The 22,745-nt window shown below is 67.7% G+C and carries 30 protein-coding genes; all 30 read left to right on the top strand.

Going from position 1 to position 22,745, the window contains the following annotated elements; genetic code table 11:
- The first annotated feature begins 157 nt into the window (after nt 1-157).
- Nucleotides 158-4,051: a DNA-directed RNA polymerase subunit beta' gene (locus ABZ780_RS28905; protein ID WP_357006865.1), complete on the top strand. Its 3,894-nt coding sequence runs from the start codon at nt 158-160 to the stop codon at nt 4,049-4,051.
- A gap of 93 nt (nt 4,052-4,144) precedes the next feature.
- The gene (locus ABZ780_RS28900; protein WP_357006868.1) at nt 4,145-4,513 is read left to right on the top strand and encodes a hypothetical protein; all 369 of its coding nucleotides are present in this window, start codon (nt 4,145-4,147) and stop codon (nt 4,511-4,513) included.
- Nucleotides 4,514-5,196: 683 nt separating this feature from the next.
- Complete coding sequence (locus ABZ780_RS28895; RefSeq protein ID WP_357008164.1) at nt 5,197-5,568, top strand: hypothetical protein; 372 nt, start codon at nt 5,197-5,199, stop codon at nt 5,566-5,568.
- A gap of 510 nt (nt 5,569-6,078) precedes the next feature.
- Nucleotides 6,079-6,453: a 30S ribosomal protein S12 gene (gene rpsL / locus ABZ780_RS28890; RefSeq protein ID WP_014440718.1), complete on the top strand. Its 375-nt coding sequence runs from the start codon at nt 6,079-6,081 to the stop codon at nt 6,451-6,453.
- Between the two features lies 1 nt (nt 6,454).
- Entirely contained in the window at nt 6,455-6,925 is a 471-nt protein-coding gene (gene rpsG / locus ABZ780_RS28885) for a 30S ribosomal protein S7 (RefSeq protein ID WP_007465317.1), read from the top strand.
- Between the two features lie 76 nt (nt 6,926-7,001).
- Nucleotides 7,002-9,098 carry an elongation factor G gene (fusA, locus tag ABZ780_RS28880; protein WP_357006871.1) on the top strand — a complete coding sequence of 699 codons (2,097 nt, stop codon included), beginning with the start codon at nt 7,002-7,004 and terminating at the stop codon, nt 9,096-9,098.
- Nucleotides 9,099-9,312: 214 nt separating this feature from the next.
- Nucleotides 9,313-10,506 carry an elongation factor Tu gene (gene tuf, locus ABZ780_RS28875; protein WP_357006873.1) on the top strand — a complete coding sequence of 398 codons (1,194 nt, stop codon included), beginning with the start codon at nt 9,313-9,315 and terminating at the stop codon, nt 10,504-10,506.
- 350 nt (nt 10,507-10,856) lie between these two features.
- Nucleotides 10,857-11,165, top strand: coding sequence for a 30S ribosomal protein S10 (rpsJ, locus tag ABZ780_RS28870; RefSeq protein WP_007073037.1), 309 nt, complete (start codon nt 10,857-10,859; stop codon nt 11,163-11,165).
- 11 nt (nt 11,166-11,176) lie between these two features.
- Complete coding sequence (rplC, locus tag ABZ780_RS28865; protein WP_357006876.1) at nt 11,177-11,842, top strand: 50S ribosomal protein L3; 666 nt, start codon at nt 11,177-11,179, stop codon at nt 11,840-11,842.
- Nucleotides 11,839-12,489: a 50S ribosomal protein L4 gene (gene rplD, locus ABZ780_RS28860; protein ID WP_053653946.1), complete on the top strand. Its 651-nt coding sequence runs from the start codon at nt 11,839-11,841 to the stop codon at nt 12,487-12,489. Before rplC ends, rplD begins: the two co-directional genes overlap by 4 nt.
- Complete coding sequence (gene rplW / locus ABZ780_RS28855; protein WP_007465304.1) at nt 12,486-12,788, top strand: 50S ribosomal protein L23; 303 nt, start codon at nt 12,486-12,488, stop codon at nt 12,786-12,788. The genes rplD and rplW overlap by 4 nt, the downstream gene beginning before the upstream one ends.
- Before the next feature lie 12 nt (nt 12,789-12,800).
- The gene (gene rplB / locus ABZ780_RS28850) at nt 12,801-13,640 is read left to right on the top strand and encodes a 50S ribosomal protein L2 (RefSeq protein ID WP_088950237.1); all 840 of its coding nucleotides are present in this window, start codon (nt 12,801-12,803) and stop codon (nt 13,638-13,640) included.
- Between the two features lie 12 nt (nt 13,641-13,652).
- Nucleotides 13,653-13,934: a 30S ribosomal protein S19 gene (gene rpsS / locus ABZ780_RS28845; protein WP_357006879.1), complete on the top strand. Its 282-nt coding sequence runs from the start codon at nt 13,653-13,655 to the stop codon at nt 13,932-13,934.
- 41 nt (nt 13,935-13,975) lie between these two features.
- Complete coding sequence (gene rplV / locus ABZ780_RS28840; RefSeq protein ID WP_053653942.1) at nt 13,976-14,434, top strand: 50S ribosomal protein L22; 459 nt, start codon at nt 13,976-13,978, stop codon at nt 14,432-14,434.
- Complete coding sequence (rpsC, locus tag ABZ780_RS28835) at nt 14,434-15,303, top strand: 30S ribosomal protein S3 (RefSeq protein ID WP_007465294.1); 870 nt, start codon at nt 14,434-14,436, stop codon at nt 15,301-15,303. Before rplV ends, rpsC begins: the two co-directional genes overlap by 1 nt.
- Nucleotides 15,304-15,306: 3 nt before the next feature.
- Nucleotides 15,307-15,732 carry a 50S ribosomal protein L16 gene (gene rplP / locus ABZ780_RS28830; RefSeq protein ID WP_053653940.1) on the top strand — a complete coding sequence of 142 codons (426 nt, stop codon included), beginning with the start codon at nt 15,307-15,309 and terminating at the stop codon, nt 15,730-15,732.
- Nucleotides 15,732-15,968: a 50S ribosomal protein L29 gene (gene rpmC / locus ABZ780_RS28825; protein ID WP_357006882.1), complete on the top strand. Its 237-nt coding sequence runs from the start codon at nt 15,732-15,734 to the stop codon at nt 15,966-15,968. The genes rplP and rpmC overlap by 1 nt, the downstream gene beginning before the upstream one ends.
- Nucleotides 15,965-16,243: a 30S ribosomal protein S17 gene (gene rpsQ / locus ABZ780_RS28820; RefSeq protein WP_357006884.1), complete on the top strand. Its 279-nt coding sequence runs from the start codon at nt 15,965-15,967 to the stop codon at nt 16,241-16,243. The genes rpmC and rpsQ overlap by 4 nt, the downstream gene beginning before the upstream one ends.
- A gap of 97 nt (nt 16,244-16,340) precedes the next feature.
- Nucleotides 16,341-16,709 (top strand): 50S ribosomal protein L14, encoded by a 369-nt coding sequence (gene rplN / locus ABZ780_RS28815; protein WP_023358185.1) that lies wholly within the window; start codon nt 16,341-16,343, stop codon nt 16,707-16,709.
- Nucleotides 16,706-17,026, top strand: coding sequence for a 50S ribosomal protein L24 (gene rplX, locus ABZ780_RS28810; RefSeq protein ID WP_007465276.1), 321 nt, complete (start codon nt 16,706-16,708; stop codon nt 17,024-17,026). The genes rplN and rplX overlap by 4 nt, the downstream gene beginning before the upstream one ends.
- Nucleotides 17,026-17,592, top strand: coding sequence for a 50S ribosomal protein L5 (rplE, locus tag ABZ780_RS28805; protein WP_355050758.1), 567 nt, complete (start codon nt 17,026-17,028; stop codon nt 17,590-17,592). The genes rplX and rplE overlap by 1 nt, the downstream gene beginning before the upstream one ends.
- Nucleotide 17,593: 1 nt before the next feature.
- Complete coding sequence (locus ABZ780_RS28800; protein WP_007465272.1) at nt 17,594-17,779, top strand: type Z 30S ribosomal protein S14; 186 nt, start codon at nt 17,594-17,596, stop codon at nt 17,777-17,779.
- Nucleotides 17,780-17,895: 116 nt separating this feature from the next.
- The gene (rpsH, locus tag ABZ780_RS28795) at nt 17,896-18,303 is read left to right on the top strand and encodes a 30S ribosomal protein S8 (protein ID WP_007465270.1); all 408 of its coding nucleotides are present in this window, start codon (nt 17,896-17,898) and stop codon (nt 18,301-18,303) included.
- 16 nt (nt 18,304-18,319) lie between these two features.
- Nucleotides 18,320-18,862, top strand: coding sequence for a 50S ribosomal protein L6 (rplF, locus tag ABZ780_RS28790; RefSeq protein WP_124860508.1), 543 nt, complete (start codon nt 18,320-18,322; stop codon nt 18,860-18,862).
- Nucleotides 18,859-19,248 carry a 50S ribosomal protein L18 gene (gene rplR, locus ABZ780_RS28785; RefSeq protein ID WP_030329901.1) on the top strand — a complete coding sequence of 130 codons (390 nt, stop codon included), beginning with the start codon at nt 18,859-18,861 and terminating at the stop codon, nt 19,246-19,248. Before rplF ends, rplR begins: the two co-directional genes overlap by 4 nt.
- Nucleotides 19,249-19,281: 33 nt before the next feature.
- Nucleotides 19,282-19,896 carry a 30S ribosomal protein S5 gene (gene rpsE / locus ABZ780_RS28780; protein WP_007465263.1) on the top strand — a complete coding sequence of 205 codons (615 nt, stop codon included), beginning with the start codon at nt 19,282-19,284 and terminating at the stop codon, nt 19,894-19,896.
- On the top strand, nt 19,896-20,078 hold the full coding sequence (gene rpmD / locus ABZ780_RS28775) for a 50S ribosomal protein L30 (RefSeq protein ID WP_357488053.1): 183 nt from the start codon (nt 19,896-19,898) through the stop codon (nt 20,076-20,078). Before rpsE ends, rpmD begins: the two co-directional genes overlap by 1 nt.
- Nucleotides 20,078-20,521, top strand: a complete 444-nt coding sequence (rplO, locus tag ABZ780_RS28770) for a 50S ribosomal protein L15 (protein ID WP_357488052.1) — start codon at nt 20,078-20,080, stop codon at nt 20,519-20,521. Before rpmD ends, rplO begins: the two co-directional genes overlap by 1 nt.
- 235 nt (nt 20,522-20,756) lie before the next feature.
- Entirely contained in the window at nt 20,757-22,085 is a 1,329-nt protein-coding gene (gene secY / locus ABZ780_RS28765) for a preprotein translocase subunit SecY (protein ID WP_357006886.1), read from the top strand.
- Nucleotides 22,086-22,739, top strand: coding sequence for an adenylate kinase (locus tag ABZ780_RS28760; protein ID WP_357006888.1), 654 nt, complete (start codon nt 22,086-22,088; stop codon nt 22,737-22,739).
- Nucleotides 22,740-22,745 lie beyond the last annotated feature (6 nt).

The raw sequence follows: 22,745 nt of genomic DNA, 5'->3' as shown, positions 1-22,745 counted from the left end.
TGGTGTTTCGGGGTGGGTGTGTGTTTGTGGCCCGCCCCGGGCGGGGGCCTGCGGCTTGTTTTTTTTTTTTTTTGTGGGGGGGGGGGGGGGGGGCGCCCCCCCCCCCCCCCGACCCCGCCCGAGAATTAGCAGTACAGACGACGACATAGGGGACATAGTGCTCGACGTCAACTTCTTCGACGAGCTGCGCATTGGTCTCGCCACCGCCGACGACATCCGTCAGTGGTCGCACGGCGAGGTCAAGAAGCCTGAGACGATCAACTACCGCACCCTGAAGCCGGAGAAGGACGGGCTCTTCTGCGAGAAGATCTTCGGTCCGCAGCGGGACTGGGAGTGCTACTGCGGTAAGTACAAGCGCGTCCGGTTCAAGGGCATCATCTGTGAGCGCTGCGGCGTCGAGGTGACTCGCTCCAAGGTCCGTCGTGAGCGGATGGGGCACATCGAGCTCGCCGCTCCCGTGACCCACATCTGGTACTTCAAGGGCGTGCCGAGCCGGCTGGGTTACCTGCTGGACCTCGCCCCCAAGGACCTCGAAAAGATCATCTACTTCGCCTCGTACGTCGTGACGAGCGTGGACGCGGAGTCGCGTCACCGTGACCTCTCGACGATCGAGAACGAGATCCTGGCCGAGAAGCGGCAGTCCGAGAACAGCCGCGACTCGGAGATCGAGAAGCGGGCCGCCAAGCTCGAGGCCGACCTGGCCGAGCTGGAGGCCGAGGGTGCCAAGGCGGACGTCCGGCGCAAGGTCAAGGAGGGCGGAGAGCGCGAGATGCGCCAGATCCGCGACCGGGCCCAGCGCGAGATCGACCGCCTGGACGAGGTGCTGGACACCTTCCGCAAGCTGGAGCCGAAGCAGCTGGTCACCGACGAGCTGCTCTACCGCGAGCTGCGCGACCGGTTCGGTGAGTACTTCACCGGCTCGATGGGCGCCGAGGCGATCAAGGCGCTGGTCCAGAACATGGACCTCGACGCCGAGGCCGAGAGCCTGCGGGAGACCATCCGGTCCGGCAAGGGTCAGCGGAAGATCCGGGCGCTCAAGCGGCTCAAGGTCGTGGCGGCGTTCCTGAACACCCGCAACTCGCCGCTCGGCATGGTGCTGGACTGCGTCCCCGTCATCCCGCCGGACCTGCGCCCGATGGTGCAGCTCGACGGTGGCCGGTTCGCGACCTCGGACCTGAACGACCTGTACCGCCGCGTGATCAACCGGAACAACCGCCTCAAGCGGCTGATCGATCTCGGTGCCCCCGAGATCATCGTCAACAACGAGAAGCGGATGCTCCAGGAGGCCGTCGACGCGCTGTTCGACAACGGCCGCCGCGGCCGGCCGGTCACCGGTCCGGGTAACCGCCCGCTCAAGTCGCTGTCCGACATGCTCAAGGGCAAGCAGGGCCGGTTCCGCCAGAACCTGCTGGGCAAGCGCGTCGACTACTCCGGCCGTTCGGTCATCGTGGTCGGCCCGAAGCTCAAGCTGCACCAGTGCGGTCTGCCCAAGCAGATGGCACTGGAGCTGTTCAAGCCGTTCGTGATGAAGCGGCTGGTCGACCTCAACCACGCGCAGAACATCAAGTCCGCCAAGCGGATGGTCGAGCGTCAGCGCCCGGTCGTGTGGGACGTGCTGGAAGAGGTCATCGGCGAGCACCCGGTGCTGCTCAACCGGGCGCCGACCCTGCACCGTCTGGGCATCCAGGCCTTCGAGCCGCAGCTGGTCGAGGGCAAGGCCATCCAGATCCACCCGCTGGTCTGCACCGCGTTCAACGCGGACTTCGACGGTGACCAGATGGCGGTGCACGTGCCGCTGTCCGCCGAGGCCCAGGCCGAGGCACGGATCCTGATGCTGTCGTCGAACAACATCCTCAAGCCGGCCGACGGTAAGCCGGTCACCATGCCCACCCAGGACATGGTCATCGGTCTCTACCACCTCACCCACCTCACCGCCGGTGAGAAGAAGGGCGAGGGTCGGGCATTCAGCTCGGACGCCGAGGCGCGGATGGCGTTCGACAACAGCGAGCTGCACCTGCAGGCGCTGGTGAAGATCCGCCTGCGTGGCGTGACCGAGGTCGACAACGGCGCCGGTGCCGAGCAGTGGACCGCTCCGGAGGGCTGGGTCGAGGGTGACCCGCTGACCGTGGAGACCACCCTGGGCCGGGTGCTGTTCAACGAGACGCTGCCGCAGGGCTACCGCTTCGTGAACTACGAGATCCGCAAGGGTCAGCTCTCTGCGATCGTCAACGACCTCGCCGAGCGCTTCCCCAAGGTGGCCCTCGCGGCCACCCTGGACGGGCTCAAGGAGGCCGGCTTCCACTGGGCCACCTGGTCCGGCGTGACGATCGGCATGGAGGACGTCATCGCTCCGCCGCGCAAGGCGGAGATCCTGGCGAAGTACGAGAAGGAAGCCGACCGGATCGACAAGCAGTACCAGCGTGGTCTGATGACCGCCGAGGAGCGTCGCGGCGAGCTCATCGAGATCTGGACCAAGGCGACCAACGAGGTCGCCAAGGAGATGGACACCGCGCTGCCGCAGGAGAACCCACTGTGGAAGATGATCAACTCGGGTGCCCGCGGTAACCTGCTCCAGCTCCGGCAGATCGCGGCGATCCGTGGTCTGGTGGCCAACCCCAAGGGTGAGATCATCCCGCGGCCGATCAAGGCCAGCTACCGGGAGGGTCTGTCCGTGCTGGAGTACTTCATCTCCACGCACGGTGCCCGTAAGGGTCTCGCCGACACCGCGCTGCGGACCGCCGACTCGGGTTACCTGACCCGTCGTCTGGTGGACGTCTCGCAGGACGTGATCATCCGCGAGGAGGACTGCGGCACCGACCGGGCGATCCCGATGCAGATCGGCGAGCGTCTGGAGGGCGGCAAGCTGGTCGTGCACGAGCACGCCGAGACCAGCGTGCACGCCCGTACCCTGGCCGACGACATCAAGGGGCCGGACGGCACCGTCGTCGCCGAGCGGGGTCAGGACATCAACTCCATCGGCGTCGACAAGATCGTCGCCGCTGGCGTGGAGACGGTCCGGGTGCGCAGCGTGCTCACCTGCGAGTCGAAGCTGGGTGTCTGCGGTGCCTGCTACGGGCGTTCGCTGCCGACCGGCAAGACCGTGGACGTCGGCGAGGCGGTCGGCATCATCGCCGCCCAGTCGATCGGTGAGCCCGGTACGCAGCTGACGATGCGTACCTTCCACACCGGTGGTGTCGCGGGTGAGGACATCACCCAGGGTCTGCCGCGTGTGCAGGAAATCTTCGAGGCCCGGGTCCCGAAGGGTAAGGCGCCCATCGCCGACACCCCCGGCCGGATCCGCATCGAGGACGGCGAGCGCTCGCGGAAGATCATCGTGGTGCCGGACGACGGCAGCGAGGAGATCGTCTACGACAAGATCTCCAAGCGGGTGCGGCTGCGTACCCACGACGGCGGTCACGTCGCGGTCGGCGAGAAGCTGACCGAGGGCACCATCGACCCGCACGAGCTTCTGCGGATCATGGGTCCGCGGGCGGTCCAGGTCCACCTGACCAGTGAGGTCCAGGAGGTCTACCGCTCGCAGGGCGTGCTCATCCACGACAAGCACATCGAGATCATCATTCGCCAGATGCTCAAGCGGGTGACGGTCATCGACTCCGGCTCGACTGAGTTCCTGCCGGGTGTGCTGGTCGACCGGGCGCTGTTCGAGTCGGAGAACCGCCGGCTCGTGTCGGAGGGTGGCGAGCCCGCCGCCGGCCGTCCGGTGCTGATGGGTATCACGAAGGCCTCGCTGGCCACCGACTCCTGGCTCTCCGCGGCCTCCTTCCAGGAGACCACCCGGGTGCTGACCGACGCTGCGATCAACTCGCGCAGCGACTCGCTGGTCGGCCTCAAGGAGAACGTGATCATCGGTAAGCTCATCCCGGCCGGTACGGGCATCAGCAAGTACCGCAACGTCCGGGTGGAGCCGACCGAGGAGGCCAAGGCCAAGGTCTACTCGATGACCGGTTACCCGGAGACCGACTACGGGTTCGGGCCGGCCAGCGGGCAGGCTGTGCCGCTGGACGACTTCGACTTCGGGTCGTACCGCTAAAGCACCGACAACGACGAGGCCCCCGGCACCTGCCGGGGGCCTCGTCGCGTCCGGACCGCCCCGGCCGCGGACCGGGTTCGGCATGATGGAGGCATGACGACCGCACCCGGGCAGGTGTCCGTCGCGCAGCAGGGCCTGCGCCACCCGCTGGATCCGGATCCGGCCCGCGCCACGAAGGCGCGGGCGGTCTTCGCGTTGGGGCTGCTCGGCATGCTCACCGGCCTGTTCATCGGCGGGGTGGTGCCGGCGACGGTGGCGCTCCAGTTGGCGCGGCAGGCCCGCCGGGAGGCGTACGCCTCGGGCGGCTTCCTGACCGGCGGCGCCTGGCTACGGCGCGGTGAGCAGTTGGCGTGGACCGGGCTGGTGCTGGTCGCGGTCAGCGTGGTCGTCGCCGTGGTGATCGGCGTGGTCCGGTTGTCCGGCATGCCGTTCGGCCATGACTACCCGGCGAACATGGACTGATCCAGCCACGGTCGCGCCGGGCGTGGGCGGCGTCGCGCCCGGCGGTAGCCTGGCCGGTGTCCGCCGCGCGGCGACGGCGGCCCTGTCGACAGGAGGACCTCGTGACGGAACCGGCGCGGCCCCCGGCGGATGAGCCGGCCGGGCATCCTGGCGCGCCGGCCTCAGGCCCGGCACCCTCCGAGCCGAGCGGCTGGGCGCGACCCGACCCGGCCGGGCAGCCTGGCTCGTCCTCGGCCGTCCCCGATCCGGGTACGTCGCCAGCGTCCCCGCCCGACCAGACCACGCCACCGGCCTCATCGCCCACTTGGGGTGAAGCGGCTCCGTCGCCCACCTGGGGTGAACATCCCCGATCGGTGCCGCCGTCCGATTGGGGTGCGCCTCCAACCGGTTGGGGTACTGCGGCAGCGCCCGGCTCCGGCCACCCCTATCCGGTTTCCGGCGCATCGGCGCCGCAGGGTTGGGGGCAGCCTCAGTCCGGGTCGGGTGGGCCGCAGGGTTGGGGCCAGCCTCAGTCCGGGCCGGGTGGGCCGCAGGGTTGGGGCCAGCCTCAGCCCGGGCCCGGCGGGCCGCAGGGTTGGGGGCAGCCGCCGTCGTCGGGTCAGGCTCCGGGGTGGGGGATGGCGGCGCGGCCCGTGCCGCCGCCCAGCGACGACCAGCGTCGGCCGCCGAAGCGGGTGGAGTCGGTGCCCGGCACGCCGTTCGGCGTGGTGCACCTGGACGTGCCGCCGGTCACCTCCGGGCTGGCCATCGGGTCGCTGGTGGCGGGGATCGCCTCGATCCTGGTCGCACTGCTGGTGATCTGTTTCGGGGTGGCCTTCGCTGGCAACGGCGGGGCCTGGGCGTCCGGCGCGTTCACGGTGCTGGGCGTGCTGGCGGGGGTGGCGGCGACCGTCGCGGGCCTGCTCGGTCAGCGGCAGATCCGCCGGCCGGCCGCACCGCCGGCGGTGCGGTTCACCGGTCGGGGCCTGGCGGTGGCCGGGATCAGCTGCGGGGCGGCGGGGGCGCTGCTCAGCCTCGTGGGGCTCGGCCTGGCGCTACTGCTCACCATCGCGTGAGGCATATCACTGCGCGAGCCGGTCGGTGTACCTCTCGCACCAGGTCTCCGGTGCCCGCTCCGGGGGCGACGGGTGGTCCGGCGGGGATGCCGGTACACTTGTATTCGTAGGTGCCCATCGCGGGCGACGAGGCAGGGCGAGATCCGGCCGGCGAGTGTGAGACGTTCGCCGGGCCATTCCGTTTTGACCTGGGCGGCTGTGGTAGGTACTCTTTCCCCTTGTGCCCGGGCGTGCCCGGGCAACTCGTGCGTGCGCTGGATCCGGAGTCCGGACGGCGGCACGACAAGGCCAGAGATCCGGGGCGGGGCGACCCGCGTGCCGGTGACAGAACCCGGTACGCATGCGAAAGCGTCCGCACCGGGACCGTGAGCTGGGCGACACGCCCGACCGCGGGTGCCGGGGCCTCCGCAAGGTGGCCCTGGTCGGAATGTAGGAGAGCCGGTCATCAGGCCGGCTAACGAGCAGACGGCGCGGCCGCTACAGAGCGGCCGAAGGGAGCGGAGAAACCCGGTGCCCACGATCCAGCAGCTGGTCCGAAAGGGCCGCCAGGCAAAGACGAGTAAGACCAAGACCCCGGCGCTGAAGGGTTCCCCTCAGCGGCGCGGCGTGTGCACCCGCGTGTACACCACCACCCCCAAGAAGCCGAACTCGGCGCTGCGCAAGGTCGCTCGTGTGAAGCTCAGCAGCCAGATCGAGGTGACCGCCTACATCCCGGGCGTCGGTCACAACCTGCAGGAGCACTCGATCGTGCTCGTTCGCGGCGGCCGGGTGAAGGACCTCCCCGGCGTGCGCTACAAGATCGTCCGCGGCTCGCTGGACACCCAGGGTGTCCGCAACCGCAAGCAGGCGCGCAGCCGTTACGGCGCCAAGAAGGAGAAGAGCTGACATGCCGCGTAAGGGACCCGCTCCGCGGCGGCCGCTGGTCGCTGACCCGGTGTACAACTCGCCGCTGGTCACCCAGCTGGTGAACAAGATTCTGCTCCGCGGCAAGCGCCAGCTCGCCGAATCCATCGTGTACGCGGCCCTCGAGGGCTGCCGCGAGAAGTCCGGCACCGACCCGGTCGTCACCCTCAAGCGGGCGATGGACAACGTCAAGCCGACCCTCGAGGTGCGCAGCCGTCGTGTCGGTGGCGCCACCTACCAGGTTCCGGTCGAGGTCCGTCCGACCCGGGCGACCACGCTGGGCCTGCGCTGGCTGGTCACGTACTCCCGCGCCCGGCGCGAGAAGACCATGGTCGAGCGGCTGATGAACGAGCTGCTGGACGCGAGCAACGGCCTCGGTGCCGCCGTCAAGCGGCGCGAGGACACGCACAAGATGGCCGAGTCCAACAAGGCCTTCGCGCACTACCGCTGGTAACACCCTGGTTCCGGCGCCCCACGGGGCGTCGGAACCGCCACCAGTTGAGTCGAGACGACGATAAGTAGGGATTGAAGTGGCCGCCGCAGACGCGCTCGCCAAGGTTCGCAACATCGGCATCATGGCGCACATCGATGCCGGTAAGACCACCACCACCGAGCGGATCCTGTTCTACACCGGCATCACGTACAAGATCGGTGAGGTCCACGAGGGCGCTGCCGTCATGGACTGGATGGAGCAGGAGCAGGAGCGTGGTATCACCATCACCTCCGCTGCTACCAAGTGTGAGTGGAAGGACCACACGATCCAGATCATCGACACGCCCGGTCACGTCGACTTCACGGTCGAGGTCGAGCGGTCGCTGCGGGTCCTGGATGGTGCGGTCGCGGTTTACGACGGCGTCGCCGGCGTGGAGCCGCAGACGGAGAACGTCTGGCGGCAGGCCGACAAGTACAACGTCCCGCGCATGTGCTTCGTCAACAAGCTCGACCGGACCGGCGCCGACTTCTTCCGCTGCGTGCAGATGATGATCGACCGGCTGAACGCCACCCCGCTGGTGCTCCAGATCCCGATCGGGCTCGAGGGTGACCACATCGGTGTCGTCGACCTGATCGGCATGCGTGCGCTCACCTGGCGCGGCGAGACCCAGAAGGGTGACGACTACGCGGTCGAGGAGATCCCGGCCGAGCTGGCCGACTCCGCAGCCGAGTGGCGCGAGAAGCTGATGGAGACCCTCGCCGACGTCGACGACGCGGTGATGGAGAAGTACCTGGAAGGCGAGGAGGTCTCCGTCGAGGAGATCAAGGCCGCCATCCGGCGTGCCACCATCGCTGGCAAGGCCAACCCGGTGCTCTGCGGCTCGGCGTTCAAGAACAAGGGCGTCCAGCCCATGCTCGACGCCGTGGTCGACTTCCTGCCGTCGCCGCTGGACGTTCCGGCGATCGAGGGTACGGCCACCGACGGTGAGACCCCGCTGGTGCGGAAGCCCTCGAAGTCGGAGCCCTTCTCCGGCCTGGCCTTCAAGATCCAGACGGACAAGCACCTCGGCAAGCTCACCTACGTCCGGGTCTACTCCGGCACGCTCGATTCCGGCTCCCAGGTGGTCAACTCCACCAAGGACCGCAAGGAGCGGATCGGCAAGATCTACCAGATGCACGCCAACAAGCGGGAAGAGCGTCCGTCGGCGCAGGCCGGCGACATCATCGCGGTGCAGGGTCTCAAGCAGACCACCACCGGCGACACGCTCTCCGACCCGGCGAACCCGGTGATCCTGGAGTCGATGACGTTCCCGGAGCCGGTCATCTCGGTGGCGATCGAGCCGAAGACCAAGTCCGACCAGGAGAAGCTGGGCACCGCAATCCAGCGGCTGGCCGAGGAGGACCCGACCTTCCGCGTCCGCCTGGACGAGGAGACCGGTCAGACGGTCATCTCCGGCATGGGTGAGCTGCACCTGGACATCCTGGTCGACCGGATGCGCCGCGAGTTCAACGTCGAGGCCAACGTCGGCAAGCCGCAGGTGGCGTACCGCGAGACGATCCGCCGCAAGGTGGAGAAGATCGAGTACACCCACAAGAAGCAGACCGGTGGTTCCGGCCAGTACGCCCGCGTGATCGTGAGCGTCGAGCCGCTGCCGCTGGACAACGAGTCGCCGACCTACGAGTTCGCCAACGCCGTCACCGGTGGTCGCGTCCCGCGGGAGTTCATCCCGTCCGTCGACGCCGGTGCCCAGGACGCCCTGCAGTACGGCATCCTGGCGGGCTTCCCGCTCGTCGGTGTGAAGCTGACGCTGCTGGACGGCCAGTACCACGAGGTCGACTCCTCGGAAATGGCATTCAAGATCGCCGGCTCGATGGTGATGAAGGAGGCGGCCCGCAAGGCCGACCCCGCACTGCTCGAGCCGATGATGGCCGTTGAGGTCACCACTCCTGAGGAGAACATGGGTGACGTCATCGGCGACCTCAACTCCCGTCGCGGCATCATCCAGGCGATGGAGGAGCGCAGCGGCGCCCGCATCGTGAGGGCTCTGGTGCCGTTGTCGGAGATGTTCGGCTACGTCGGCGACCTGCGGTCGAAGACCCAGGGCCGGGCTAGCTACAGCATGCAGTTCGACTCCTACGCCGAGGTTCCGCAGAGCGTCGCGAAGGAGATCATCGCGAAGGCTACGGGCGAGTAACTTCCCCGAGCAGGTGATTCGTGGTCGGTCGCGGGTGTTTTTCACCCGCCCGCGGCCACCACGATCGGATCGCGTGAGACCGGGCCTGTAGGCTTCATCGCCGCAGAACCCACAAAAGCTCTCCGGCCGTCAGGCCGGAAAGGCTGTCGACAGAGTCCTAAGCGCCGACCGGCGCGCCGGGCGTACGAACCAAGAAGTCCACAGGAGGACACCAGTGGCGAAGGCGAAGTTCGAGCGGACTAAGCCGCACGTCAACATCGGCACCATTGGTCACATCGACCACGGTAAGACGACGCTGACGGCGGCCATCACGAAGGTCCTGCACGACCAGTACCCCGACCTGAACCCTTACACGCCGTTCGACGAGATCGACAAGGCGCCGGAGGAGAAGGCCCGCGGTATCACGATCTCGATCGCGCACGTCGAGTACCAGACCGAGGCGCGGCACTACGCGCACGTCGACTGCCCCGGCCACGCGGACTACATCAAGAACATGATCACCGGTGCCGCGCAGATGGACGGCGCGATCCTGGTGGTCGCGGCGACCGACGGTCCGATGCCGCAGACCCGCGAGCACGTGCTGCTGGCCCGTCAGGTTGGCGTGCCGTACATCGTCGTGGCGCTCAACAAGAGCGACATGGTCGATGACGAGGAGCTCCTGGAGCTCGTCGAGCTCGAGGTCCGTGAGCTGCTCTCCTCGCAGGAGTACCCGGGTGACGACCTTCCGGTCGTCCAGGTCTCCGCGCTGAAGGCGCTCGAGGGCGACCCGGTCTGGACCGAGAAGCTGCTCGAGCTGATGAACGCGGTCGACACCGCGATTCCGCAGCCGGAGCGCGAGACCGAGAAGCCGTTCCTCATGCCCGTCGAGGACGTGTTCACGATCACCGGTCGTGGCACCGTCGTCACCGGTCGTGTCGAGCGTGGCGTGCTGCTCCCGAACGAGGACGTCGAGGTTGTCGGCATCCGCGAGAAGGGCTTCAAGACCAAGGTCACCGCGATCGAGATGTTCCGGAAGACCCTGGACGACGCCCGCGCAGGCGAGAACGTCGGCCTGCTGCTGCGTGGCACCAAGCGCGAGGACGTCGAGCGCGGCATGGTCGTCGTGAAGCCGGGCACCACCACCCCGCACACGGAGTTCGAGGCGACGGTCTACATCCTCTCCAAGGAGGAGGGCGGCCGGCACACCCCGTTCTTCCAGAACTACCGCCCGCAGTTCTACTTCCGGACCACGGACGTCACCGGTGTCGTCACCCTCCCCGAGGGCACCGAGATGGTCATGCCGGGCGACAACACCACCATGTCGGTGAAGCTGATCCAGCCCATCGCCATGGAAGACAACCTCAAGTTCGCGATCCGCGAGGGTGGCCGTACCGTCGGCGCCGGGTTCGTCAACAAGATCATCAAGTGAACTAGGTAACCCCGATTAGACCCGCCGCCGGTCGTGCGGCATACTAGTCAGGTTGCGTAACGACAGTTCGTCGCCTGTGTTCGGCTTCCGCTGAACCTCCGGGTGGCGAGACAGTCGAGCGTGGGGTGGTTGGCGGCCCAGTCGCCAACCACCCTCGCACGGCGTTCAGGTCGCGGTAATGCGATCGGCGCCTTGACCCACCGCGCGGTCAGCACCACTCCGGAACCACGGGGCGGAGCCCGGCCCGAGGGCGCGACACGCCCGACCGCGGGGGTCGGCGAAGTGGGCCTGTGCCAGCCGGTACAGGCGCCCGCAACACAGCGGCATCGAGAGAAGGAACAGAAGCCACCATGGCGGGACAGAAGATCCGCATCCGGCTCAAGGCCTATGACCACGAGGTCGTCGACTCCTCGGCTCGGAAGATCGTCGAGACGGTGACGCGCACCGGGGCGCAGGTCGCGGGCCCGGTGCCGCTGCCCACGGAGATCAACCGTTTCTGCGTTATCCGCTCGCCGCACAAGTACAAGGACTCGCGCGAGCACTTCGAGATGCGCACGCACAAGCGGCTGATCGACATCATCGACCCGACCCCGAAGACGGTCGACTCGCTCATGCGCCTCGACCTGCCGGCTGGCGTCGACATCGAGATCAAGCTGTAGGGACCGGACAAATGGACAGGCAAGTCAAGGGGATCCTGGGCGCCAAGCTCGGCATGACCCAGGTCTGGGACAACAACAAGGTTGTTCCCGTGACCGTGGTCGAGGCCGGCCCGTGCGTCATCAGCCAGGTTCGTAGCGCCGAGAAGGACGGTTACTCCGCGGTCCAGCTGGCCTACGGCACCATCGACCCGCGCAAGGTCAAGAAGCCGATCAGCGGGCACTACGCGAAGGCGGACGTGGCGCCGCGCCGGCACATCGTCGAGCTGCGCACCAAGGACGCCAGCGAGTACTCGCTCGGCCAGGAGGTCACGGTCGAGGAGTTCCCGGCCGGCGTCACCATCGACGTCACCGGCAAGACCAAGGGCAAGGGCTACGCCGGCCCGATGAAGCGGCACGGCTTCCACGGTCTGGGCGCTGGCCACGGTGTCGAGCGCAAGCACCGCTCGCCCGGCTCCATCGGCGCCTGCGCCACCCCGGGTCGTGTCTTCAAGGGCACCCGGATGGCCGGCCGCATGGGTGGCGTGCGCTACACCGTGCAGAACCTCACCGTCCAGGCGGTCGACACCGAGAACAACCTCCTGCTCGTCCGTGGTGCCATTCCTGGCCCCAAGGGCGCGCTGGTTCTGGTCCGTACCGCGGCCAAGAGCAAGGTGAAGAAGGGCGGTGCGGCCAAGTGACCACCGTTGACGTACGCACCGTCGAAGGCAGCACCAGCGGCTCCGTCGAGCTGCCGGCTGACATCTTCGACGTGCAGGCCAACGTCGCGCTGATGCACCAGGTCGTGGTGGCCCAGCTCGCGGCGGCCCGACAGGGCACGCACAAGACCAAGACCCGCGGTGAGGTCGCCGGCGGCGGCAAGAAGCCGTACAAGCAGAAGGGCACCGGTCGCGCCCGGCAGGGCTCGATCCGCGCGCCGCAGTTCGCCGGCGGTGGCGTGGTGCACGGTCCCGTGCCGCGCGACTACAGCCAGCGGACCCCGAAGAAGATGAAGGCCGCCGCGCTGCGGGGTGCCCTCTCCGACCGGGCCCGCGCCGGGCAGGTGCACGTTGTCGAGGCGTTCGTCTCGGGCGAGAAGCCGTCGACCAAGGCGGCCCTGGCCACGCTGACCAAGCTCACCGAGGCCCGTCGGGTTCTCGTCGTGCTGAGCAGCACCGACGAGCTGAACTGGGTGTCGCTGCGCAACGAGCCGCGGGTGCACCTGATCGAGTCCGGCCAGCTGAACACGTACGACGTGCTGGTGGCCGACGACGTGGTCTTCACCAAGGACGCCCTGGACGAGTTCCTGGGCGTGCCCGCCGAGACCACCGAGGAGGGTGGCAAGTGAGCACGATCGCCGACCCGCGCGACATCATCGTGGCGCCGGTCGTCTCGGAGAAGAGCTACAGCGAGCTGAACCGGAACTGGTACACCTTCCTGGTGCACCCGGACGCGAACAAGACCGAGATCAAGATCGCTATCCAGCAGATCTTCAACGTCCGCGTCCTGACGGTCAACACGCTCAACCGCCAAGGGAAGCGCAAGCGCACCAAGACCGGCTTCGGTCAGCGCAAGGCGACCAAGCGGGCGATCGTGAAGCTGGCTGACGGTGACCGTATCGAGGCCTTCGGCGGCCCGGTCAGCTGAGGGGTGTAGACAATGGCTATCCGTAAGTACAAGCCGACGACGCCGGGCCGACGCGGCTCCAGCGTTGCCGACTTCGCCGAGATCACCCGGTCCACGCCGGAGAAGTCGCTGCTGGCTCCGCTGCCGAAGAAGGGCGGGCGTAACGCCCACGGCCGGATCACCACGCGGCACCACGGTGGCGGCCACAAGCGCCAGTACCGTCTGATCGACTTCAAGCGGGTCGACAAGGACGGCGTGCCGGCGAAGGTCGCTCACATCGAGTACGACCCGAACCGCACGGCGCGTATCGCGCTGCTGCACTACGCCGACGGCGAGAAGCGGTACATCATCGCGCCGAAGGACATGAAGCAGGGCGACCGCGTCGAGTCCGGTCCGGGCGCCGACATCAAGCCGGGTAACAACCTGCCGCTGCGCAACATCCCGGTCGGTACCACGATCCACAACGTGGAGCTGCGTCCGGGTGGCGGGGCCAAGCTGGCCCGTTCCGCCGGCGTCGGCATCCAGCTGCTCGGCCGTGAGGGCGCGTACGCGACCCTGCGTATGCCGTCCGGCGAGATCCGGCGTGTGGACGTGCGCTGCCGCGCCAGCGTCGGCGAGATCGGCAACGCCGACCAGTCGAACATCAACTGGGGCAAGGCCGGCCGTATGCGGTGGAAGGGCAAGCGCCCGACCGTCCGTGGTGTCGCCATGAACCCGGTCGACCACCCGCACGGTGGTGGTGAGGGTAAGACCTCTGGTGGTCGTCACCCGGTCAACCCGCAGGGTAAGCCCGAGGGCCGCACCCGCCGTAAGGGCCAGCCGAGTGACCGGCTGATCGTCCGCCGCCGCTACGCCACGCGTAAGCGCGGCTGAGGGAGATAAGACATGCCTCGCAGCCTGAAGAAGGGCCCGTTCGTAGACGACCACCTGCTCAAGAAGGTGGAAGTGCAGAACGACAAGGGCACGAAGAACGTGATCAAGACCTGGTCGCGGCGCTCGACGATCATCCCCGAGATGCTGGGGCACACGATCGCCGTGCACGACGGACGCAAGCACGTCCCGGTGTTCGTGACCGAGGCGATGGTCGGGCACAAGCTCGGCGAGTTCGCGCTGACCCGCACGTTCAAGGGTCACGAGAAGGACGACCGGAAGAGCCGTCGGCGCTGACGCCGCGGGCATACGGATAGAGGGAACAAGGGGTTACAGCGATGCCAGGAAAGGGCGACGCTCCGGTGCTTCCGGGCGCGCGGGCGGTTGCGCGGCACGTGCGCATCTCGCCGATGAAGGCGCGCCGGGTGGTCAACCTCGTCCGCGGCCTGCCCGCGAAGGAGGCTCTCACGGTGCTGCAGTTCGCGCCGCAGGCTGCGAGCGAGCAGGTGTACAAGGTGCTCGCTAGCGCGATCGCCAACGCGGAGAACAACGAGCGGCTGGACCCCGGCGCGCTGCTCGTCAGCGAGGCGTTCGTGGACGAGGGCCCGACGATGAAGCGGTTCCAGCCGCGGGCGCAGGGTCGGGCGTACCGGATCCGCAAGCGCACCTGCCACATCACCGTGGTGGTCGAAGCGGTCGCGCCGGCAGCGCCGAGGAAGGCCGCGGCGAAGAAGGCCGCCCCGGCCACGGAGGCCGCACCGGCCGAAGCGCAGAGCAAGACGGAGGACGCCGAGTAATGGGTCAGAAGGTTCACCCCACTGGGTTCCGGCTCGGCATCTCGACCGACTGGAAGTCCCGCTGGTTCGCGGACAAGCTCTACAAGGACTACATCGGCGAGGATGTCAAGATCCGCCGCATGATGTCCAAGGGCCTCGAGCGTGCCGGCATCTCCAAGGTCGACATCGAGCGCACCCGCGACCGGGTCCGGGTCGACATCCACACCGCTCGGCCGGGCATCGTCATCGGCCGTAAGGGTGCGGAGGCCGACCGGATCCGCGGCGAGCTCGAGAAGCTCACCGGCAAGCAGGTGCAGCTGAACATCATCGAGGTGAAGAACCCCGAGTCGGACGCACAGCTCGTCGCGCAGGGCGTGGCCGAGCAGCTGTCCAGCCGGGTCAGCTTCCGTCGGGCGATGCGCAAGGCCATGCAGTCGGCCATGAAGAACCCGGTCTGCAAGGGCATCCGCGTGCAGGTCTCGGGTCGCCTCGGCGGCGCCGAGATGAGCCGGACCGAGTTCTACCGCGAGGGTCGGGTCCCGCTGCACACGCTGCGGGCCAACATCGAGTACGGCTTCTTCGAGGCCCGTACCACCTTCGGTCGGATCGGCGTGAAGGTCTGGATCTACAAGGGTGACGCCGTCCCGGGCCGGGAGGCTCCGGCCGAGGCCGGTCCGTCCCGCCCGCGTCGTGGTGAGCGCGGCGACCGTCCCGAGCGTCCGCGCCGTGGCCGGTCGGGTTCGTCCGGCACCACGGCTGGTGGCACCGAGGCCGGTCGGGCTGCTGCGACGACCATCGCGCAGCAGGCCGAGACGCCGAGCGGCGAGCCGGTCGACAGCGCTGCTGTCGCCGCCGCGGCTGCTCCGGCAGAAACGCAGCAGGAGGGCTGACAGATGCTGATGCCGCGCAAGCCCCCGAAGGGCTTCCGCAAGCCGCACCACCCGGACCGCAGTGGCGCGTCCAAGGGTGGTAACCGGGTGGTGTTCGGCGAGTTCGGGATCCAGGCTCTCGAGCCGGCGTACGTGACGAACCGACAGATCGAGTCGGCGCGTATCGCGATGACCCGTCACATCAAGCGTGGTGGCAAGGTCTGGATCACGATCTTCCCGGACCAGGCCCTCACCAAGAAGCCTGCCGAGACCCGGATGGGTTCCGGTAAGGGTTCGCCCGAGTGGTGGGTCGCCAACGTCAAGCCGGGGCGGGTTCTCTTCGAGATGTCCTTCCCGAACGAGCAGACCGCGCGAGAGGCCATGCGTCGCGCGATCCACAAGCTCCCGATGAAGTGCCGCATTGTTACGCGCGAAGTGGGTGAATCCTGATGGCAGCGGGCGTTAAGGCGACCGAGCTGCGTGAGCTCTCCGAGGAGGAGCTGGTCACGAAGCTGCGGGAGGCCAAGGCGGAGCTGTTCAATCTCCGCGTGCAGGCCGCAACCGGGCAGCTGGACAACAACCGGCGGCTGCAGGTCATCCGTCGGGAGATCGCCCGGATCTACACGATCATGCGCGAGCGTGAGCTGGGGCTCTCGGTTGCGCCGACTGAGGTGACTGCATCATGACCGAGAACACCGCCACTGACGCCACCCGCGCGCGCCGTAAGGTTCGCGAGGGCCTGGTGGTCAGCGACAAGATGGACAAGACCGTCGTGGTCGAGGTCGAGGACCGGGTTCGGCACGCGCTGTACGGCAAGATCATGCGCCGTACTCGCAAGCTGAAGGTGCACGACGAGCAGAACGCCGCCGGCATCGGCGACCGGGTCCTGATCATGGAGACCCGGCCGCTGAGCGCCACCAAGCGTTGGCGGATCGTGGAAATCCAGGAAAAGGCCAAGTAGCGAAGGCTCGAGCTCGCCCGGCGTTGCGTCGGGCGTTGGTTCCGCCAGGCTCCGGCCGCCATGGCGGCCGGAGAACCGGCAGACATAGGAGATAGACGTGATTCAGCAGGAGTCGCGACTGCGCGTCGCCGACAACACGGGTGCTCGGGAGATCCTGTGCATCCGGGTTCTCGGTGGCTCCGGTCGGCGCTACGCGAGCATCGGCGACGTCATCGTGGCCACCGTCAAGGACGCGATCCCGGGTGCCGGTGTCAAGAAGGGCGATGTCGTCAAGGCGGTCATCGTCCGCACCGCCAAGGAGAGGCGGCGGCCGGACGGCTCGTACATCCGCTTCGACGAGAACGCCGCCGTCATCATCAAGGACGGCGGGGACCCGCGCGGTACCCGCATCTTCGGCCCGGTGGGCCGGGAGCTGCGGGACAAGCGGTTCATGAAGATTATTTCCCTCGCGCCGGAGGTGTTGTGACCGTGAAGGTCAAGAAGGGCGACACGGTCGTCGTCATCGCCGGCAAGGACAAGGGTGCCAAGGGCAAGGTCATCGCGGCCTACCCGCGGCAGGACAAGGTCCTGGTCGAGGGCGTGAACCGGGTCAAGAAGCACACCCGCATCAGCACCACCCAGCGTGGCGCCAAGACCGGCGGCATCGTCACCCAGGAGGCCCCGATCCACGTTTCGAACGTGCAGGTCCTGGACTCCGACGGCAAGCCGACGCGCGTCGGTTACCGGATCGACGACAACGGCCAGAAGGTCCGCATCGCGCGTAGCACCGGTAAGGACCTGTGATGACCACGGCTACCGAAAAGACCATGCCGCGCCTCAAGGAGCGGTACCGCAACGAGATCGTGGCCCAGCTGCGTGAGCAGAACAGCTACGGCAACCCCATGCAGGTGCCGCGGCTGGTCAAGATCGTCGTCAACATGGGTGTCGGCGAGGCTGCTCGCGACGCCAAGCTGATCGACGGCGCGGTCCGCGACCTCGCCACGATCACCGGCCAGAAGCCGCAGGTGCGGCGGGCGACCAAGTCCATCGCGCAGTTCAAGCTCCGCGAGGGCATGCCGATCGGCGCGAAGGTCACCCTTCGCGGCGACCGGATGTGGGAGTTCCTGGACCGGTTGCTGTCCATCGCGCTGCCGCGTATCCGCGACTTCCGCGGCCTGGACGGGCGCAAGCTGGACGGGCACGGCAACTACACGTTCGGTCTGACCGAGCAGTCGGTGTTCCACGAGATCGACCAGGACCGGATCGATCGCCAGCGGGGCATGGACATCACGGTGGTCACGACCGCCACGACCGACGACGAGGGCCGGGCGCTGCTCAAGCTCCTGGGCTTCCCGTTCAAGGAGAACTGAGATGGCCAAGAAGGCGCTGATCATCAAGGCGGCCGCGAAGCCGAAGTTCTCGGTTCGCGCGTACACCCGCTGCCAGCGGTGCGGGCGTCCGAAGGCGGTCTACCGCAAGTTCGGGCTGTGCCGGGTCTGCATCCGGGAGATGGCCCACCGCGGTGAGCTGCCGGGTGTGTCCAAGGCTTCCTGGTAAGGGCGACCGCGTCCCGGCTGTCGGCCGGGAACTCCTGCACCGATTAGGTATTGCTCTTCGCCGTAGGCCCGGGGCTGGTGCCCCGGGAACCCCGGCGAGAAAGGCTGACGAAATCCATGACGATGACCGACCCGATCGCAGACATGCTCACGCGTCTGCGTAACGCCAACCAGGCGTACCACGATCAGGTGAAGATGCCCTACTCCAAGATCAAGGCGAACATCGCCGAGGTCTTGAAGGCTGAGGGTTACATCGCCACCTGGTCGGTCGAGGAGCCCGAGGAGGGCGCCGTCGGCAAGCGACTGGTCGTCGAGCTGAAGTACGGCCAGAACCGCGAGCGGAGCCTGGCCGGCATCAAGCGCGTGTCCAAGCCCGGTCTCCGGGTGTACGCCAAGTCGGACGGGCTCCCCCGGGTGCTCGGTGGGCTGGGCGTGGCGATCATTTCGACGTCCCAGGGGCTGCTGACCGACCGGCAGGCCCGCAAGCGGAGTGTTGGCGGGGAAGTCCTCGCCTTCGTCTGGTAACGGGAGACAGGTAGAAATGTCGCGAATTGGACGTAAGTCGATCCCGGTACCAGCCGGCGTCGACATCACGATCGACGGGCAGACCGTCAAGGTCAAGGGCCCCAAGGGCCAGCTCCAGCACACCCTCGCCGAGCCGATCACGATCGAGCGGGCCGAGGATGGGCAGCTGAGCGTCAACCGGCCGAACGACGAGCGCAAGGCCAAGGAGCTTCACGGCCTGAGCCGTACGCTGGTTGCCAACATGATCGTCGGGGTCACCGAGGGCTACCGCAAGAGCCTGGAGATCGCCGGCACCGGTTACCGGGTCACCGCCAAGGGTTCGGACCTTGAGTTCGCGCTCGGGTTCTCGCACCCGGTGGTCGTCCCCGCCCCGGCGGGCATCACCTTCACGGTGGAGCGGCCGACCCTGTTCCACGTGGCTGGCATCGACAAGCAGCAGGTCGGTGAGGTCGCCGCCAACATCCGGAAGATCCGCCCGCCGGAGCCCTACAAGGGCAAGGGCGTGAAGTACCAGGGCGAGGTCATCCGCCGCAAGGCCGGAAAGGCAGGTAAGAAGTGAGCGCCACGCTGCTCAAGCGCCGCCGCGGCGTCGCCGCCAAGCGCGCCGTTGGGCGTGCGCGTCGGCACTTCCGCGTCCGCAAGAACGTCAGCGGTACGGCCGAGCGTCCGCGCCTGGTCGTCACCCGCTCGCTGCGGCACATGGTCGCCCAGATCGTCGACGACACCAAGGGTCACACCCTGGCGTCGGCGTCGACCCTGGACGCCTCGCTGCGCGGTGCCGAGGGCGACAAGAGCGCCCTCGCCGGCAAGGTGGGCGCGCTGCTCGCCGAGCGGGCCAAGGCCGCCGGCGTCTCCAAGGTCGTCTTCGACCGCGGTGGCAACCGGTACGCGGGGCGAGTCGCCGCGCTTGCCGACGCCGCCCGCGAAGCCGGGCTCGAGTTCTAACAACCCCGTCACGAGAGATAAGGAAGGCTGCTGATGCCAGGTCAACAGCGCCGTGGCGGCGGGTCCGGTGGCAACGAGGGTGGTCGCCGCGACAACCGCCGTGAGGGCGGCCGCGGAAACGCGCCCGTCGAGAAGACCCCGCACCTTGAGCGGGTCGTCGCGATCAACCGCGTCGCCAAGGTCGTGAAGGGTGGTCGTCGCTTCAGCTTCACCGCCCTGGTGATCGTGGGCGACGGCGACGGCACGGTCGGCGTGGGCTACGGAAAGGCCAAGGAGGTGCCCGCGGCCATCGCCAAGGGTGTCGAGGAGGCCAAGAAGCACTTCTTCAAGGTTCCGCGTATCGGCCAGTCGATCCCGCACCCGGTGACGGGTGAGGACGCCGCTGGCGTGGTGCTGCTCAAGCCGGCCTCGGCCGGTACGGGTGTCATCGCCGGTGGTCCGGTGCGTGCCGTGCTGGAGTGCGCCGGGATCCACGACGTGCTCTCCAAGAGCCTCGGCTCGTCGAACCCGATCAACATCGTGCACGCCACCGTGGCGGCCCTGAAGGGGCTTGAGTCCCCGGAGCAGGTCGCTGCGCGTCGTGGCCTGCCGGTGGAGGACGTCGCGCCGGCTGCCATGCTGGCGTCGCGTGCGGGGGTGGCCCGCTGATGGCACGTCTGAAGGTCACCCAGCTCCGGTCCGTCATCGGGACCAAGCAGAACCAGCGTGATTCGCTGCGTTCGCTCGGTCTCAAGCGGATCAACGACGTGGTGGTCAAGGAGGACCGGCCCGAGATCCGCGGCATGATCTTCGCTGTGAACCACCTCGTGAAGGTCGAGGAGGTCGAGTAATGACGATCAAGGTGCATCACCTGCGCCCGGCGCCCGGTTCCAAGACCGCGAAGACCCGTGTGGGTCGTGGTGAGGGTTCCAAGGGCAAGACCGCTGGTCGCGGTACCAAGGGCTCCAAGGCCCGCAAGAACATCTCGGCAGCGTTCGAGGGTGGGCAGATGCCCATCCACATGCGCCTGCCGAAGATGAAGGGCTTCAAGAACAAGTTCAAGGTGGTCTTCCAGGTGGTCAACCTGGACCGGCTCGCCGAGCTCTTCCCGAACGGCGGCCAGGTTGGCCCGCTGGAGCTGATCGAGGCCGGGGCGGTCCGCAAGGGCCACCCGGTCAAGGTCCTCGGCACCGGGGATCTCGGCGGGGTGGCGCTCCAGGTGTCGGCGCACGCGTTCAGCGCGTCGGCCAAGGAGAAGATCGCCGCTGCCGGTGGCTCCGCCACCGAGCTGTAAGGACGTACGACCCATGGCGCCCGTCCGGTTGTGAGCAACTGGGCGGGCGCCATGGTCTGCCTGGGGCGTATGCGCCCGGTAATATCGGAATCTGTTTATGTAGCCGGGCGCATCTGCCCGGAGGGGGATAGGGCTGTTAGAGTCCCATCCCAGCCATGGATTCCGGGCACTCGCCCGGGATCCACCCCGACCCGCCAGGGATCACCGGCGGCCCGCCTCGCGCAGGAGGAAGAAGTTGCTGTCCGCCTTTCTCAGTGCGTTCCGTACGCCTGACCTGCGCAAGAAGCTGCTGTTCACAGTAGGCATCATCGCGGTCTACCGGATGGGTGCCACGCTGCCCAGTCCGGGCGTCTCGTACGGCAACGTGCAGAAGTGCCTCGACACCCTCCAGGGTGAGACCACGGGTGTGCTGAATCTGCTCAACCTCTTCTCCGGTGGAGCGCTACTCCAGCTCTCGGTCTTCGCGCTGGGCATCATGCCCTACATCACAGCGTCGATCATCCTGCAGCTGCTCACCGTCGTGATCCCGCGCCTGGAGCAGCTCCGCAAGGAGGGCCAGGCCGGCCAGGCGAAGATCACCCAGTACACCCGCTACCTGACTCTTGGTCTCGGTGTGCTGCAGGCCTCGGCGTTCGTGGCCCTGGCCCGTTCCGGCCAGCTCTTCCAGAACCGCTGTGACCAGTTCCCGATCATCCCCACCGGCACCGGCATCCCGGACTGGTTGACCCTGACCATCCTGGTGATGACGATGACCGCCGGCACCGGCATGGTCATGTGGCTCGGTGAGCTCATCACCGACCGCGGCGTCGGCAACGGCATGTCGGTCCTGATCTTCACCTCGATCGCGGCCCGGCTGCCCAGCGAGGGCTGGCAGATCAAGACCAGCAAGGGCTGGGACATGTTCGCCCTGGTCATCGCGCTGGTCCTGGTGGTCATCACCGCGGTTACCTTCATCGAGCAGGCACAGCGCCGGATCCCGGTGCAGTACGCCAAGCGGATGATCGGCCGGCGGATGTACGGCGGCACCTCGACCTACATCCCGCTCAAGGTCAACCAGGCTGGTGTGATCCCGGTCATCTTCGGCTCGTCGCTGCTCTACCTGCCGCAGTTGGCCCTGCAGTTCTTCGACCAGACCGACCCGGGCAAGACCCAGGCGTGGATCCAGAACAACCTGGTCGCACCGGACAGCCCGATCTACATCTCGGTCTACTTCCTGCTGATCATCTTCTTCACGTACTTCTACGTCTCGATCACGTTCAACCCGACCGAGGTCGCGGACAACATGAAGAAGTACGGCGGGTTCGTGCCGGGCATCCGCCCGGGCAAGCCGACTGCCGATTACCTGGACTTCATCCTCAGTCGGATCACCCTGCCGGGCGCGCTCTACCTGGGTGTCATCTCGATCCTGCCGAACTTCTTCTTCATCTGGCTGGACAACCAGCAGTACCAGAACTTCCCGTTCGGCGGCACCGCTGTGCTCATCATGGTCGGCGTCGGTCTGGAGACCGTGAAGCAGATCGAGAGCCAACTCATGCAGCGGAACTACGAAGGGTTCCTGCGGTAGATGAGACTCGTTCTGGTTGGCCCGCCGGGCGCGGGCAAGGGCACGCAGGCCGAGTTCATCGCCGCCCACCTCTCGGTGCCGAAGATCTCGACCGGTGACATCTTCCGGTCGAACGTCACCCAGGGCACGCCACTCGGTGTCGAGGCGAAGCGCTACATGGACGCGGGTGAGCTGGTTCCGGACGAGGTCACCATCAACATGGTCCGGGACCGGCTCGCCGAGCCCGACGCCAGCGAGGGTTTCCTGCTCGACGGCTTCCCGCGGACGACTCCGCAGGCCGCCGCCCTGGACAAGCTCCTCGCCGATCTGGGCACCGCGCTGGATCTGGTCCTGGAGCTGGTGGTCGACGACGACGAGGTGATCCGGCGGCTGTCCGGCCGGCGCACCTGCCGGGGCTGCGGCAAGATCTGGCACGTCGAGTTCGACGCCACCACCCGGCAGGGCATCTGCGACAGGTGCGGCGCCGAGCTGTTCCAGCGGGACGACGACAAGCCCGAGACCATCGCCACCCGCTTGCGGGAGTACAGCGAGAAGACCGCGCCCCTGGTCGACTATTACGGCGCCCAGGGCAAGCTGGTCGGGATCGACGCCACCGGCCCGGTGGAGGACGTCACCACCCGGGCCATCGATGCCCTGCGGTCGTACGGCGGCTGAGGTCCG

Origin of the sequence: Micromonospora sp. NPDC047467, assembly GCF_040643095.1 — a bacterium.
Classification (GTDB): domain Bacteria; phylum Actinomycetota; class Actinomycetes; order Mycobacteriales; family Micromonosporaceae; genus Micromonospora.
Note: the sequence above shows the minus strand (reverse complement) of the source record. Positions and strands in the feature narration are given on the sequence as shown.